Consider the following 14,337-nt stretch of genomic DNA (forward strand, 5'->3'; position numbering starts at 1 on the left):
CCACCTTTCCGGGGCTGCGCGCCGGAAAGCTACACATGCATGGAGCAAGCGCGCAACCTCGCCCCTGCCGTGGCGGGGTTGGCTTCGCCGGGCTAATCGCGGCGCCTTGCATGGCGGACCCGCCGGATTGCGCGCTGGACGCGATGGCGGCGCAGGATTACCCAAATGCTGCAGAGCAGCAAAGGCGCGGGACCAGGATGCCAGAGCATTACCGGCGGCTTGCGGCGCTTCTCGGCGCGCTGACCGCGCTGGGGCCGCTGGGGGTCGACATGTACCTGCCGGCCTTCCCCGCCATCGGCGAGGCGCTGGGCGCCAGCCCCGCCGCCATCCAGCGCACGCTGGCGGCCTTCCTGCTCGGCATGGCCGCGGGCCAGCTGGTGTATGGCCCGCTGTCGGACCGGCTGGGGCGCCGGCTGCCGCTGTTCGCCGGCATGGGCGTCTACACCCTGGCCTCCATCGGCTGCGCGCTGGCGGCCTCGGCCGAGGCGCTGGTCTGGCTGCGGCTGGCGCAGGCGCTCGGCGGCTGTGTCGGCGTCGTCGTCTCGCGCGCCGTGGTGCGCGACCTCTGCGACGAGCGCGGCGCGGTGCGCATGATGTCGATGCTGATGCTGGCGATGGGGGCCGCGCCGATCCTGGCGCCGATGCTGGGCGGCTGGCTGCTGGCGGCACTTGGCTGGCGCGCCATCTTCTGGTTCCTGGCCGCCTATGGCGGGCTGGCGATGCTGGTGATGTACCACTGGCTGCCGGAAAGCCTGCCGCCGGAGCGGCGGCGCCAGGATGGCTTCGTCGCCGTCATGCTGGTGTATCTGGCGCTGCTGAAGGACCGGCGCTTCCTGTCCAACGCGCTGGCCGGCGCGCTGCCGATGGCGGGGCTGTTCGCCTATCTGGTGGGCTCGCCACACCTGTTGATGCAGGTGCACGGGCTGGGGCCGGTGGAATACGGCATGGCCTTCGGCTTCAACGCCTTCGGCCTGATCCTGGCAAGCCAGGTGATCGCCCGCCTGGTGCGGCGCACGGCGCCGGCCGTGCTGCTGCCGCGCGCGCTGGGGCTGCTGGCGCTGGCAGGTGCCGGCGTGGTGCTGGCGGTGGCGGGCGGCGCGCTGCTGCCGCTGCTGGCGGCCTTTTTCCTGTATCTCGCCCTCATGGGATCGGTGCTGCCGCTGAGCTCCGCCCTGGCGATGGCGCCGATGGGGCGGATGGCGGGCAGCGCCTCCGCCCTGATGGGCACCATCCAGTTCGGCGCCGGCGCGCTGGTCGGCGCCGTGCTCGGCGCCTTCGGCGGCACCTCGGCGCTGGCCATGGGCGCGCTGATTGCCCTTGCCGGCCTGTCCGGCCTGGTGGCGCATCTGGGGCTGCGCCGGCCGGGCTGACGGGTCCATACCCGACGCACGAAGGCTTCACCTTCGTGCCCCCCAAGCGCCGGGCGGGCGGCATCCGCGGCCCTTGGCTTCGCCGCGCTCGCCGCGGCGCGCATTCGCGCGCCCGGCCCTTCGGGCCGCAGGTCAGAACCTTGTGCGCCGGCCCTCAGTCCCGCATCAGGGCTTCCGCCGCCGCGACGATCTTCGCGGTGTCCACCTTCAGCTGGTCCTCCAGCGGTGGCGCGAAGGGCACCGGCACGCGCGGCTGGCCAAGGCGCGCCACGCGGCGCAGGCCGGCGGGCCCCAGCCGTTCCACCACGCGCGCCACCACCTCCGCCCCGAAGCCGCCGGTGGTCACCGCCTCATGCACCACCAGCAGCCGCCCCGTGCGGGCGACGGAGGCGACGACGGCTTCCTCGTCCCAGGGCCACAGCGTGCGCAGGTCCAGCACATCCGCGGCGATGCCGCGCGCTTCCAGCATGGCCGCCGCCTCCTCCACCTGCGGCACGATGGCGGACCAGGTGACCAGCGTCAGGTCCCCGCCCATGCGCGCGCGCCGCGCCTGGCCGAAGGGGATGGGCGCGATCTCCGCCGCCACCGGGCCGGTGACGGGGAACAGGTTCTTCGGGTCGAAGAACAGCACCGGGTCGTCGCTGCGGATCGCGCTCACCAGCAGCCCGGCCGTGTCCGCGGGGGTGGAGGGCACGGCGACCACCAGGCCGGGGATGTGGGTGAACCAGGATTCCAGCGTCTGGCTGTGCTGGGCCGCGGAATTGCGCCAGATGCCGTGCGGCATGCGGATCACCACGGCGGGCCTGGCCTGGCCGCCGAACATGTAGCGCACCTTGGCGATCTGGTTCACCAGCTCGTCCATCGCGCACATCACGAAGTCGAAGATCCGCATCTCGATGATCGGCCGCGTGCCGACCAGTGCGGCGCCGAGGCCCGCCCCCATGATGACGCTTTCGCTGATCGGGGTTGAGACAACGCGGGCCGCGCCGAATTCGTCGAGGAAGCCGCGATACTGGCCAAACAGGCCGCCGCGGGCGACATCCTCGCCCAGCACCCACACGGATGGGTCGCGGCGCATCTCCTGCAGCGCGGCGCGGCGCGCCGCTTCCACCAGGGTGATCGTTTCCATCCCGGGCGTTTCCATCTCAGGCCATCCCCTGCGCGGCGCCGGCATCCTGCACATCCTCCCAGGCCGCGGCCGGGTCCGGCCAGGGCGCGGCCAGCGCCGCGGCGCGGGCTTCCGCCATCTCGGCCATCGCCTCGCCACGGATGGCCTCCAGCTCCGCCATCGGCACGCCCTCGGCCAGCAGGCGTTCCCGCAGCCGCCCGATCGGCTCCGCCGCGCGGGCGGCCTCCACATCCTGCGGGTTGCGCCAGGCGGCGGGGTCGGTGCTGGTGTGGCCGGTGATGCGATAGGTCGTGGCGTGCAGCAATTGCGGCCCGCCGCCGCCGCGGATCTCCGCCACCAGCCGCGCCGCGGCGGCATCCACCGCGGCGGCGTTGTTGCCGTCCACGCTGGTGGCCGGCACGCCGAGCGATTCCGCGCGCGCGGCCACCCCCGGCCCGGCGGTGACGCTGGCGGTCGCGGTGAAGGCGGCCACGCCATTGTCCTCGCACACGAACAGCACCGGCAGCCGGTACAGCGCCGCCCAGTTCAGCCCCTCCAGGAAGGGGCCGCGGTTGATCGCGCCGTCGCCGAAGAAGCAGGCGACGATCGAATCCCGCCCCAGCAGCTTCAGCCCCTGCGCTGCGCCCACGGCGATGGGGATGCCGCCCGCCACGACGCCATTGGCGCCCAGCATGCCGACGCTGAAATCGGCGATGTGCATGGACCCGCCCTTGCCGCGGCAATGCCCGCCGGCGCGGCCGAACAGCTCCTCCATCATCCCGGCGACGCCGGCGCCCTTGGCCAGGGCATGGCCATGGCCGCGGTGGTTGGAGGTGATGCGGTCGTCGCGGCGCAGGTTCAGGCAGATGCCCGCCGCCACCGCTTCCTGGCCGACGGAGACATGCAGCGGCCCGGGGATTTCCCCGGCACGATGCGCCGCGAGCGCCGTGTCCTCGAAGGCACGGATGCGGCACATCGTGGTGTAAAGCGCGACCAGCCGCGCGCGGTTGTCGCCCAACCTGCTCATCCAGTGTCTCCCCCGCGCCCCCTTCTGACCCGGGGGGCTTGCGGAGCATGCGTCAGCGAGCGACAGAATCAAGCCGGGGGGACACCGAATGAAGCCGGACACCGCGGCGCTGGTGCTGGACAGCGTGACGCAGCTTGGCGCGGGGGCGCGCGGCCGGGTGGCTTGCTGCGCCAGCCATGGTGGCGTCTATGCCGCCTGGTACGCCGCGCGGCTGGGCCTGGCCGGGCTGGTGCTGCACGATGCGGGCATCGGGCGGGAGGAAGCCGGCATTGGCGGCCTGGCCTGGCTGGCGCATCGGGGCGTGCCGGCCGCTGCGGTGGCGCATGACAGCGCCCGCATCGGCGATGGCGCGGACATGCTGGCGCGCGGCCTGCTGTCCAGCGTGAATGCCCCGGCCGCCGCGCTGGGCCTGGCGCCGGGCATGGCTGTCGGCCGGGCGCTTGGCCTGCTGCAGGCGGCCGGCCTGCAGGCACCGGCGGCGCCCGGCGCGATGGACGAGGCACGGCGGCTGCTCTCCGACCAGGGCCCGGTGCGCGTGGTGGCGTTGGATTCCAACGGGCTGGTCGGGCCGGGCGATGCCGGGCAGATCGTCGTCACCGGCTCGCATGGCGGGCTGCTGGGCGGCCGCGCCGCCACGGCGGTGAAGGCCGATGTGCTCGCTGCCCTCTACAACGACGCCGGCATCGGCATCGACCGTGCCGGACTCTCCCGTCTGCCGGCGCTCGATGCGCGCGGCATCGCCGGGGCCACCGTCTCCTGCTTCTCGGCCCGCATCGGTGATGCGATGAGCAGCTGGCAGGATGGCTACGTCTCTGCCGTCAACGCCACCGCACGCGCCCGTGGCGGGCGCATCGGCCAGTCCACCCGCGACCTCGTCGCCCGCATCCTGGAGAGCCTGTGACCATGCCAGCCAATGCCACCCGCCGCATGACCGGCGGCGCCGCGCTCGCGGAAATGCTGAAGCTGCACGAGTCCGGGCCGATGTTCGGCATGGGCGGCTTCCAGCTCCTGCCCTTCTACGAGGCCTGCCGGGTGCTGGGCGTGCAGCACTACCTGATCAACGACGAGCGCTGCGGCGCCTTCGCGGCGGATGCCTATGCCCGTGTGACGAACCGCCCCGGCCTGGTGGACGGCACCTTCGGCCCGGGGGCGACCAACCTGGCGACGGGGCTGGCGGAGGCGTTCAATGCCGGCATGCCGATGGTCGCCATCATCGGCGACGCCAATCGCGAGCACGCCTGGAAGAACATGACGCAGGAGGCGCGGCAGTTCGACGTGCTGCGGCCCCTGGTGAAGGAGGCGATCCGCGTCGAGGTCATCTCCCGCATCCCGGAACACCTCCGCCGCGCCTTCGCGGTCGCCACCTCCGGCCGGCCCGGCCCGGTGCTGATCGCGGTGCCGGAGGACATCGCCCATGGCGAGCATGACTTCGACGCGGCGGATTTCTGGTTCGACCCGGGCACGCTGCGCGCCCAGGCGCGGCGCTCCCGCCCGGCACGGGACGACCTGGCCCGCGCCGCGGCGCTGCTGGCCAAGGCAGAGCGCCCGCTGATCCTGGCCGGCGGCGGCGTGCACATCAGCGAGGCCTATGAGGCGCTGGCCGCGCTGGCGGAGGCGCAGGGCATTCCGGTGGCGCACACCATGTCCGGCAAGGGCGCCATCGGCTGCAACCACGCGCTTTCGGCCGGCGTCTTCGGCCGCTATTCGCGCATCGCCAACGACCTGATCGGGATGAGCGACTGCCTTCTCGTGGTCGGCTGCAAGCTGGGCGAGATCGCCACCAAGCGATTCTCCCTGATGCCATCCGGCGTCCCGCTGATCCACCTGGATGTCGTCGCCGAGGAAATCGGCCGCACGACCCGCACCGAGGTGGCGCTGGTCGGGGATGCGCGCTGCGGGCTGGAGGATCTGCTGGCCGAGCTTGGCCCGCGCCCCGATCGCCGCGCCGATTGGTGTGCGGAGGTGCCACGGCGCATGGCGGCCTGGCTGGAGAGCGCGAAGGACCGGCTGGAATCGGTGGAATCCCCGATCAATGTCGGCCGCCTGATGGGCGAGTTGAACAAGGGCATGCCGGCGGATGCGGTGCTGGTGGCCGATGGCGGCTTCGCCGGGCATTGGGGCGGGCTGCTGTTCGACACCAAGCGCGCCGGGCGCGGCTTCGTCGCGGATCGCGGCTTTGCCTCCATCGGCTATGGCGTGCCGGGTGGCATCGGCGCGCAGATCGGCGTCGGCAAGGGGCGGCGCGTGGTGGCGATGACCGGCGATGGCGGCTTCAACATGTCCATGGGCGACCTGGAGACGGCCCGGCGCATCGGCGCGCCCATCGTCGCCTGCATCTTCAACAATGCGGCGTCCGGCTATGTGAAGGCGCTGCAGCACGCGGTCTTCGGCCCCGGCAGCTACCAGTCCAGCGACCTGGTGGAGATGAATTATGCCGATATTGCCAATGCCATGGGCTGCCAGGGCATCCGCGTGGCGGATCCCGAGAAGCTGGCCGGCGCCATCCAGGCCGGCCTGGAGAACACCGATACGCCGACGGTGCTCGACATCGTGGTGACGCGGGACCCCGCGAAAATGCTGCCGGCGGCGGATAACCGGACGCTGAAGGTGGCCAAGGGCGACCGCCCCGTGTGACGTTTCGCGGCGTTGTCACGGAAACGTCGTAACGGTTTCGCGAGGTCGGCCGAATAGGCTGGCAGAGCCCGGAGGACGTCCATGCAACGCAGCCGTATCCTGATCCTGTCGCCGCGCTACATTACCCTGACCACGGTGGTGGTCGCGGCGCTGGCCTGTGTGCTCGGCCTTCTCCTCGCCCCCGGCGCCTGGCCCTGGCTGCTGCCCCTGCTGGCGCTGTTCGGCGGGCTGGTGGCCCTGGGCTTCCGGGACCTGTTCCACCCCACCCATTCCATCCTCCGCAGCTATCCCATCGCCGCGCATCTCCGCTTCATCATGGAGGAGATCCGGCCGGAGATGCGGCAGTACTTCTTCGAGGATGAGAAGCACGGCACGCCATTCTCCCGCGACAAGCGCGCGGTGGTCTACCAGCGCGCCAAGAACCAGCTGGACAAGCGCCCCTTCGGCACCCAGTACGATGTCTACCAGGACGGCTTCGAATGGCTGCACCATTCCATGGCGCCGCGGCCGGTGGCGCATGAGCCGCCGCGCGTGCTGGTGGGCGGGCCGGATTGCACGCTGCCCTACAGCGCCAGCCTGCTCAACATCTCCGCCATGAGCTTCGGCTCGCTTTCCGCCAGCGCCATCCGGGCGCTGAACCAGGGCGCCAAGGCCGGCGGCTTCGCGCATGACACGGGGGAGGGCGGGCTCAGCCCCTATCACAAGGAAGCCGGTGGCGACCTGATCTGGGAACTGGGCTCCGGCTACTTCTCCGCCCGCGACGCACAGGGGCGCTTCGACCCGGCGCTGTTCGCGGCGAATGCGACGCTGCCGCAGGTGCGGATGGTGGAGCTCAAGCTGAGCCAGGGCGCCAAGCCCGGCCATGGCGGCGTGCTGCCGGCGGCCAAGGTCAGCGCCGAGATCGCGGCGACGCGCGGCGTGCCGATGGGGGTGGATTGCATCTCCCCCGCCGCCCATGCCGCCTTTTCCACGCCGGTGGAGATGCTGCACTTCATCGCCGAGATGCGGCGCCTGTCGGGCGGCAAGCCGGCCGGCTTCAAGCTGTGCATCGGCCATCGCTGGGAGTTCCTGGCGATCTGCAAGGCGATGGTGGAAACCGGCATCACGCCCGACTTCATCGTGGTGGATGGCGCGGAAGGCGGCACCGGCGCGGCGCCGCTGGAATTCATGGACCATCTCGGCATGCCGATGCGGGAGGGGCTGAACTTCGTGCACAACGCGCTGATCGGCGTGGGCCTGCGCGACCGCATCCGGCTCGGCGCCAGCGGCAAGATCGCCAGCGCCTTCGACATGGCGCGCGCGCTGGCCCTCGGGGCCGATTGGTGCAATGCCGGGCGCGGCTTCATGTTCGCGCTGGGCTGCATCCACTCGCTCTCCTGCCACACGGATCGCTGCCCGACCGGTGTCGCGACCCAGGACCCGACGCGGTCCCGCGCCCTGGTGGTGCCGGACAAGGCGCAGCGCGTGGCGCAGTTCCAGGCGGCGACGGTGGCTGCGCTGGCCGAGCTGGTGGCGGCCGCCGGGCTGGACCACCCCGGCCAGCTTCGCCCGCATCATTTCTTCCGCCGTGTCTCGGCGCAGGAGGTGCGGAGCTTCGCCGAGCTTTTCCCGGAACTGACACCCGGCGAATTGCTGGCCGGCACCGCCGATGCCCGCTTCCGCGAGGCCTGGGCGATGGCCGATGCGCACAGCTTCGCGCCGCGCATGCCGGTGACCCCCCGGCTGGAGCCGGAGGCCGCCTAGCCCCTATCCTGCACCCCAAGCGATGGGGGGCAGGGGATGGCGACGGCGATGAATCTCGGGCGGCTGCTGACGCAGGCAGCGCGCCGCGTGCCGGGGCGGCCGGCGCTGGTCTGGCGCGAGCGGCGCTGGACCTACGCCGAGCTGGATGCGCGGGTGGACCTTCTGGCGCAGGCACTGCGCGGCCTCGGCGTGGGCAAGGGCGACCGGGTGCTGGTGCATGCCCGCAACGGCAATCCGATGTTCGAAAGCCTCTTTGCGAGTTTCAAGATCGGCGCCGTCTGGGTGCCGACCAACTTCCGGCTGACGCCGGCGGAGGTGGCGTATCTCGGCGCCTCCTCCCGCGCCGTGGTGATGCTGCGCGACCAGGGCTTCGGCGGCCACGCCCAGGCGGTGCGGGAAGCCAGCCCGCATCTGCGGCACGTTGTCGCCATGGGGGATGCCGGGCCGGGGGAGCTGGACTACGAGGCGCTTCTGGCGGCCGCCACGCCGCCGCCGCCGGACCATGAGGCGGCGGTGGTCCATGACGATCCCTGCTGGTTCTTCTACACCTCCGGCACCACCGGCCGGCCCAAGGCCGGGGTGCTGACGCATGGCCAGATGGCCTTCGTCGTCACCAACCACCTGGCGGACCTGGTGCCGGGCACGACGGAGCAGGACGCCTCGCTGGTCGTGGCGCCGCTGTCGCATGGCGCCGGCATCCATCAGCTCGGCCAGGTGGCGCGCGGCGCCGCCACCATCCTGCTGGCGGGCGAGAAGCTGGACCCGGCGGAGGCCTGGGCGCTGGTGGAACGGCACCGCGTCTCCAACATGTTCACCGTGCCCACCATCCTGACCGCGCTGGTGCGCCATCCGGCGGTCGACGCGCACGACCATGCCAGCCTGCGCCATGTGATCTATGCCGGCGCGCCGATGTACGAGGCGGATCAGCGGGAGGCGCTGCAGAAGCTCGGCCCCTGCCTGGTGCAGTATTTCGGCCTGGGCGAGGTCACCGGCAACATCACCGTCCTGCGCCCCGACCAGCACACGGCCGAGAATGCAGGAAGCTGCGGCATGGCGCGCACCGGCATGGACATCGCCATCCTGGCGGAGGACGGCACGCGCCTGCCGCCCGGGGCGGTCGGCGAGATCTGCGTGCGGGGCCCCGCCGTCTTCGCCGGCTATTTCGAGAATGAGGAGGCGAACCGGAAGGCTTTCGCCGGCGGCTGGTTCCACACCGGCGACCTCGGCCGCCTGGATGCGCGGGGCTTCCTGTTCATCACCGGCCGGCAATCCGACATGTACATCTCCGGCGGCTCCAACGTGTATCCGCGGGAGGCGGAGGAAGCGCTGCTGACGCATGCGGCGCTGGCGGAAGCCGCGGTGGTCGGCCTGCCGCACCCGAAATGGGGGGAGGCGGGTGTCGCCTGCGTCGTGCCGCGGGACGGGCAGGCGGTGACGGAGGCAGCACTGCTGGCGCATCTCGCGCCGCTGCTTGCCCGCTACAAGCAGCCGCTGCGCATCCTGGTCTGGGAGTCGCTGCCGAAATCCGGCTACGGCAAGGTGCCCAAGGCGCTGATCCGCGCGAAGCTGGCGGAGCTGGGGGTGGCTTTCTGACCAAAAGCTGGGCGGGGCCTTACCACGCCGTCATGGCTGGCCCCCGTATTTTGCATCTGCAAGCGCCATGCTGCAGTGCAATATCCGTGGCGCAACAACAGGGCGGCGTCGGTCGCCCAGGAAGCCATGGAAGACACCTTCGAGATTCTGGACTGGCTGTGGCTGGTCCTGCCGCCGCTCTGGCTTGCCGGCCTCGCCGCCGTGCTGCGCGACTGGCGCCAGGCCAACCCGGCGGGCGTGGAGCAGGCGCGCTGCGGCCTGCCGCGCCAGCCGCTGGCACCGCCGCCCGCCGCCGGGTGGCTGCGTGGCTTCGGCGGCGGGTTTCAGCGCCGCCGGCCGGCGATGTGATCGCCGCCGTCTCCCGCCACGCGCCGGGAGGCGGCGGCGGGGCTGCCGATCGGCCTTCTGCCCGCCCCCTCCCTTGCCGCCAGCGGCAGCCGGGTTAGCCTGCGGGCCATAACGCCCGGAGACGCCAATGACCGCCACCCTCTTCGCCAATGCCCGCATCCTCGATGGCCGAATCGATGGCGGGATCGAGGGGCACGTCCTGGTCGAGGAGGGCCGGATCAAGGAGGTCTCGGACAAGCCCATCGCCGCCCCCGGCGCGCGCCAGGTGGACCTCGCCGGCCGCACGCTGATGCCGGGACTGATCGACGCGCATGTGCATGTCATCTCCACCACGGTGAATTTCGGCCTGAATGCGCTGCTGCCGGATGCGGTGATCGCCTTCCGCGCCGCCCGCATCATGAACGGCATGCTGCTGCGCGGCTTCACCACCATCCGCGACCTGGGCGGTGCCACGCAGGGGCTGCGCGTGGCCTGGGAGGAGGGCGGCTTCGACGGGCCGCGCTTGGTGCTCTGCGGCAAGGCGATTTCCTCCACCGGCGGCCATTCGGATGGCCGCGGGCGCTACGATGGCCGGGACATGCGCTACCTCGAATCCCGCCTCGGCTGCCTCGGCCGGATCGCCGATGGCGTGGATGCGGTGCGCCGCGCCTGCCGGGAGGAAATCAAGGCCGGCGCCGACTACATCAAGATCATGGCCAATGGCGGCGTCGCATCCCCCACCGACCCGATCGCCTTCCTCGGCTATTCCATGGACGAGATGCGCGCGGCGGTGGAGGAGGCGCAGATGGCGCAGACCTATGTCGCCGCCCACCTCTACACCGATGAGGCGATCAGCCGCGCCGTCGATGCGGGCGTGCGCAGCCTGGAGCATTGCAACCTCATCGAGGAAGCCACCGCCCGCAAGGCCGCCAAGGCCGGCGCCATCGCCTGCCCGACTCTGGTGACCTATGAGGCGCTGAAGAACGAGGGCGCGCGCTACGGCCTCGGCGCCGAGAGCGTGGCGAAGATCGACACGGTACGCCTGGCGGGCCTCGCCAGCCTCGAGAAGATGCAGCGCGCCGGCCTCACCATGGCCTATGGCAGCGACCTGCTGGCCGAGATGCACCGCCACCAGTCCGACGAATTCGTCATCCGCGGCCGCGTGCTGCCGGCGATGGAGGTGATCCGCTCCACCACGGTCCACGCCGCCAAGCTGCTGCGCATGGAAGGCCAGATCGGCATCGTGGAGCCGGGCGCCCATGGCGACCTGGTGGTGGTGGAGGGCGATCCGCTGAAGGACCTTTCCCTCCTCACGGGTCAGGGCAAGCACCTGTCCGCCATCATGCAGGGCGGGCGCTTCATCAAGGACCAGCTGGCGGCCTGACCTGGAGCCGTTTCACCGCGAGCGAAGGCGGTGAAACGGCACCAGCTTGTTGTTTCGACGCATTTTCCGAGTCGCCTTGCGCAGCCGCAAGGCTTGAAAATGCGTTAGGCCGCCTCGGCCATCGGCACGAAGGCGATGCCGTGGCGGGCGCAGGCGGCGCCGATCCGCGCCATGTCATCCGGCCCCGGCGGGCCCTGCATGGGGGGCGGCGCGCCGAGGTCGCGGAAGAAGGCGGCCATGGCCTGGTCCAGCACGGCCAGCAGCGTCGCCGGCGTCTGCCCCGCATTGCGGTAGCCATGCGGGACATGCGGCGGTACGCGCAGCACATCCCCCGGCCCGGCCCGGCGGGCGGTCGGGCGGCCATCCTCCAGGCCCAGGAAGTCGAAGGCGCCGGAGAGCACGCGGAACAGCTCCGGCGAGGCATGGCTGTGCAGCGGCGTGCCGGCGCCGGGCGGCACCACCACCTCCGCCACCACCACCGCCGTCCCGGGCAGGCTGCCCAGGAAGCGAACCCGATCGGCGAGGACCCAGAGCGTCTCCTGGTCCTCCGCCGTGGTCAGCGAGAGGGCGTCCGGCGATTCCGTCATGGGTCCTGGTCCTTGTGCGGGAGGTCACGGGTTGCGGCATCCCGCCGCAGGGTGTCGATCAGGGCGCCGATGGCCCAGGAAACGGCCTCCCCGGCCTGGCGGCCATCGAGCTGCCAGTAATCCTTGAGGCTCTGCCAGGCGCCGGCGCTGTAGAGCAGCTGGATGACCGCGGCCGCCTGTTCCGCGCGTTCCGGCGGCACGCCTTGCGCCACCTCGGCCAGGCTGGTGCGGAAGGCGCGACGGCGCTCCTCATTCGCCGCCAGGCGCATCTCGCGGCCGGCGCCGGAGGCGAGGGCGGCGCGGATCACCCCCTCATGCCGGTCGAAGCCGGCGAAGGTCTCGGCCGGCAAGGTGCGCAGATCCGCCTCGTTCTGCGGCCAGGTGCGGAGTGCCACGCGCTGGTTCATCCCTTCCCAGAAGGCGGCCAGCAGCGCCGCCTTGTTGGGGAAATGGCGGAACACCGTGCGCCGCTCCACCCCCGCCTGGGCGGCGACGGCATCGAAGGACAGCGGGGCCTCCGGCATGGCCTGCAGCAGATGCTCGACCGCCTGCAGGATGCGCGCGCGCGTGTCGCTGGCCTGGGCCTGGCGGAGGGGGCTGTCATAGCGGCGCACTGTCAGTGTATTCATGACATTAAAAGTGACATCAAATATGGGGAGGGTCAAGCGCCTTCGGTTGGCGCGCGGCGCGGCGCGGCCTAGCCTGGGGCCCTGCCGCCAGGGGATTTCGATTCCATGCACGCTGCGCACCGCGTCCATCCTGGCGGCCGATCGGCATGACCCGCGTGATCCCGCCGGAGGACCGCTACCCGCACGCGCCGCTGCCCTTCCGGCCCAGGCTCACCTGGCCGGGGGGCGCGCGGCTGGCGGTCTGGGTCTGTCCGAATATCGAGCATTACGAATTTTTGCCGGCCCAGCAGGGCAGCCCGCGCGACCCCTGGCCGCGCACGCCGCATCCCGACGTCCTGTCCTATTCCCTCAAGGACTACGGCAACCGCGCCGGCGTCTGGCGGATGATGGAATGCCTGGACGCGCATGGCATCCGCGGCAGCGTCTCCTTCTCCATGAGCGTCGGCGACATGTTTCCCGAAATCCTGGACGGGATGCTGACCCGCGACTGGGACGTGTTCAGCCACGGGCTGTACAACACCCGCTACCACTGGAACCTGCCCGAGGATGCGGAGCGCGCCGAGATCGAGGCCAGCGTCGCCGCCTGGAAGCGGCTGACCGGCAGGCAGCTGCGCGGCTGGTTCTCCCCGGCTGCGTCCAACACGCTGGTCACGCCGGACCTGGTGGCGGAGGCCGGCATCTCCTACCTCTGTGACTTCTACCATGACGACCAGCCGACGCCGATTTGTGTACGAGGTGGCCGGCTGGTCTCCATCCCCTATACGATGGACCTGAACGACGCGGTGATGATCGGCGCCGGCGCGGCGGAGGGGGCCGATTTCCTGCGCGCCGGACTCGACATGTTCGAGACGCTGTATGCGGAGGGTGCGACGCAGCCGCGGGTCATGTGCATCGCGCTGCACCCCTACATCATGGGCCGCCCGCACCGAATCCGCTTCCTGGACGCGCTGCTCGGGCATATCCGGCGGCATGAGGGGGTGTGGTTCACGACCGGCGCCGAGATGGCCGATTGGTACCTGGCGAACCACCACGACGCGGCGATGCGCGGATGATCGAACGCGGCATGGATCATGCGATCCACCCCTACAGTGCCCAGCCGGACCGGCCGGATTTCCGCTGGCCCGGCGGCAGGCGCGTCGCCGTCTATCTGCTGCTGCACCTGGAACACACGGAGATCCAGCCGCCGGAGGGCTCGCATCGCGACCCGCGCTTTCGCGGCGCCTTCTTCAGCGGCAATCCGGACTGGACCACCTACACCCAGCGTGACTACGGCAACCGCATCGGCGCCTGGCGCATCCTGGACCTGCTGGACCGCCTGCGCCTGACGGCCAGCGTCGCCGTCAACCTGCTGGCCGCGCAGCGCCATCCGGAACTGGTCAGCGCGTATCGCGACCGGGGCTTCGAGCCGGTGGCGCATGGAATCTCCGCCAGCCGCATGGTGACCAGCCTGATGACGGAGGCGGAGGAGGCGGCGGAGATCGCCCTGGTGCGGGATGGGCTGGCAAAGCTATGGCCCGGCGCCACCGGCTGGCTTGGCCAGGACCACGGCGCCACGCTGCACACCTCTCGGCTGCTGGCGGAGGCCGGTTTTGGCTACAGCCTGGACTGGGCGAATGACGACGAACCCTATCGCCACGCCTCCGGCCTTCTGGCGCTGCCGCCGCCCGGGGAATGGGACGATGTGCAGACCCTGTGGCTGCGCCGCGTGCCGGTGACGCGCTGGCCGGGGCTGGTGGCGGAGGCGCTGGACCGGCTGCTGGCGGAACCCCGCGGCGGCCGGGTGCTCGGGCTGGGCATTCATCCGTGGATGCTCGGGGCGCCGCATCGGGTGCGCTACCTGGCGGAGGCGCTGGAGGGGGTCGCCGGCCGGGGCGATGTGCATATCGCCACGGCGGGGGCGCTGGCCGCGGAGGTGTCCTCGTTCGGGCGCTGAAC

Annotated in this window: 13 protein-coding genes; 9 read left to right on the forward strand and 4 right to left on the reverse strand. The window is 71.5% G+C overall.

All coding sequences use genetic code 11. The features are described 5' to 3' along the window. Positions 1-197 precede the first annotated feature (197 nt). Complete coding sequence (locus HEQ75_RS06965) at positions 198-1,370, forward strand: multidrug effflux MFS transporter (RefSeq protein ID WP_168028639.1); 1,173 nt, start codon at positions 198-200, stop codon at positions 1,368-1,370. A gap of 154 nt (positions 1,371-1,524) precedes the next feature. On the opposite strand, the gene HEQ75_RS06970 is transcribed toward HEQ75_RS06965, so the two are convergent. Then, positions 1,525-2,499, reverse strand: coding sequence for an alpha-ketoacid dehydrogenase subunit beta (locus HEQ75_RS06970; RefSeq protein ID WP_168028641.1), 975 nt, complete (start codon positions 2,497-2,499; stop codon positions 1,525-1,527). Between the two features lie 16 nt (positions 2,500-2,515). Further along, the gene (locus tag HEQ75_RS06975; RefSeq protein ID WP_168028643.1) at positions 2,516-3,505 is read right to left on the reverse strand and encodes a thiamine pyrophosphate-dependent dehydrogenase E1 component subunit alpha; all 990 of its coding nucleotides are present in this window, start codon (positions 3,503-3,505) and stop codon (positions 2,516-2,518) included. An 88-nt stretch (positions 3,506-3,593) separates the two neighbouring features. On the opposite strand from HEQ75_RS06975, the gene HEQ75_RS06980 reads away from it, so the two are divergent. The 6 genes from HEQ75_RS06980 (at position 3,594) to HEQ75_RS07005 (ending at position 11,186) form a co-directional block, all read left to right on the forward strand. After that, positions 3,594-4,406, forward strand: a complete 813-nt coding sequence (locus HEQ75_RS06980; protein WP_168028645.1) for a hypothetical protein — start codon at positions 3,594-3,596, stop codon at positions 4,404-4,406. Between the two features lie 2 nt (positions 4,407-4,408). Then, positions 4,409-6,139, forward strand: a complete 1,731-nt coding sequence (locus tag HEQ75_RS06985) for a thiamine pyrophosphate-binding protein (protein ID WP_168028647.1) — start codon at positions 4,409-4,411, stop codon at positions 6,137-6,139. Between the two features lie 81 nt (positions 6,140-6,220). After that, entirely contained in the window at positions 6,221-7,882 is a 1,662-nt protein-coding gene (locus HEQ75_RS06990) for an FMN-binding glutamate synthase family protein (protein ID WP_168028649.1), read from the forward strand. A 36-nt stretch (positions 7,883-7,918) separates the two neighbouring features. Beyond that, a complete protein-coding gene (locus tag HEQ75_RS06995) occupies positions 7,919-9,475 on the forward strand; it encodes an acyl-CoA synthetase (protein ID WP_168028651.1) in 1,557 nt (518 codons plus the stop codon). A 126-nt stretch (positions 9,476-9,601) separates the two neighbouring features. Continuing rightward, a complete protein-coding gene (locus HEQ75_RS07000) occupies positions 9,602-9,823 on the forward strand; it encodes a hypothetical protein (protein WP_168028653.1) in 222 nt (73 codons plus the stop codon). 127 nt (positions 9,824-9,950) lie between these two features. After that, a complete protein-coding gene (locus tag HEQ75_RS07005) occupies positions 9,951-11,186 on the forward strand; it encodes a metal-dependent hydrolase family protein (RefSeq protein ID WP_168028655.1) in 1,236 nt (411 codons plus the stop codon). Positions 11,187-11,290: 104 nt separating this feature from the next. On the opposite strand, the gene HEQ75_RS07010 is transcribed toward HEQ75_RS07005, so the two are convergent. Both HEQ75_RS07010 and HEQ75_RS07015 read right to left on the reverse strand, forming a co-directional pair. Further along, positions 11,291-11,773 carry a cupin domain-containing protein gene (locus HEQ75_RS07010; RefSeq protein WP_168028657.1) on the reverse strand — a complete coding sequence of 161 codons (483 nt, stop codon included), beginning with the start codon at positions 11,771-11,773 and terminating at the stop codon, positions 11,291-11,293. Next, a complete protein-coding gene (locus tag HEQ75_RS07015; protein WP_168028659.1) occupies positions 11,770-12,402 on the reverse strand; it encodes a TetR/AcrR family transcriptional regulator in 633 nt (210 codons plus the stop codon). Before HEQ75_RS07015 ends, HEQ75_RS07010 begins: the two co-directional genes overlap by 4 nt. Before the next feature lie 146 nt (positions 12,403-12,548). Here HEQ75_RS07015 and HEQ75_RS07020 point away from each other — a divergent pair, with 146 nt between their 5' ends. Both HEQ75_RS07020 and HEQ75_RS07025 read left to right on the forward strand, forming a co-directional pair. Then, positions 12,549-13,454: a polysaccharide deacetylase family protein gene (locus HEQ75_RS07020; protein WP_168028661.1), complete on the forward strand. Its 906-nt coding sequence runs from the start codon at positions 12,549-12,551 to the stop codon at positions 13,452-13,454. An 11-nt stretch (positions 13,455-13,465) separates the two neighbouring features. Further along, entirely contained in the window at positions 13,466-14,335 is an 870-nt protein-coding gene (locus HEQ75_RS07025; protein WP_168028663.1) for a polysaccharide deacetylase family protein, read from the forward strand. Positions 14,336-14,337: the final 2 nt, after the last annotated feature.

The organism is Falsiroseomonas selenitidurans (assembly GCF_012103215.1).
GTDB lineage: Bacteria > Pseudomonadota > Alphaproteobacteria > Acetobacterales > Acetobacteraceae > Falsiroseomonas > Falsiroseomonas selenitidurans.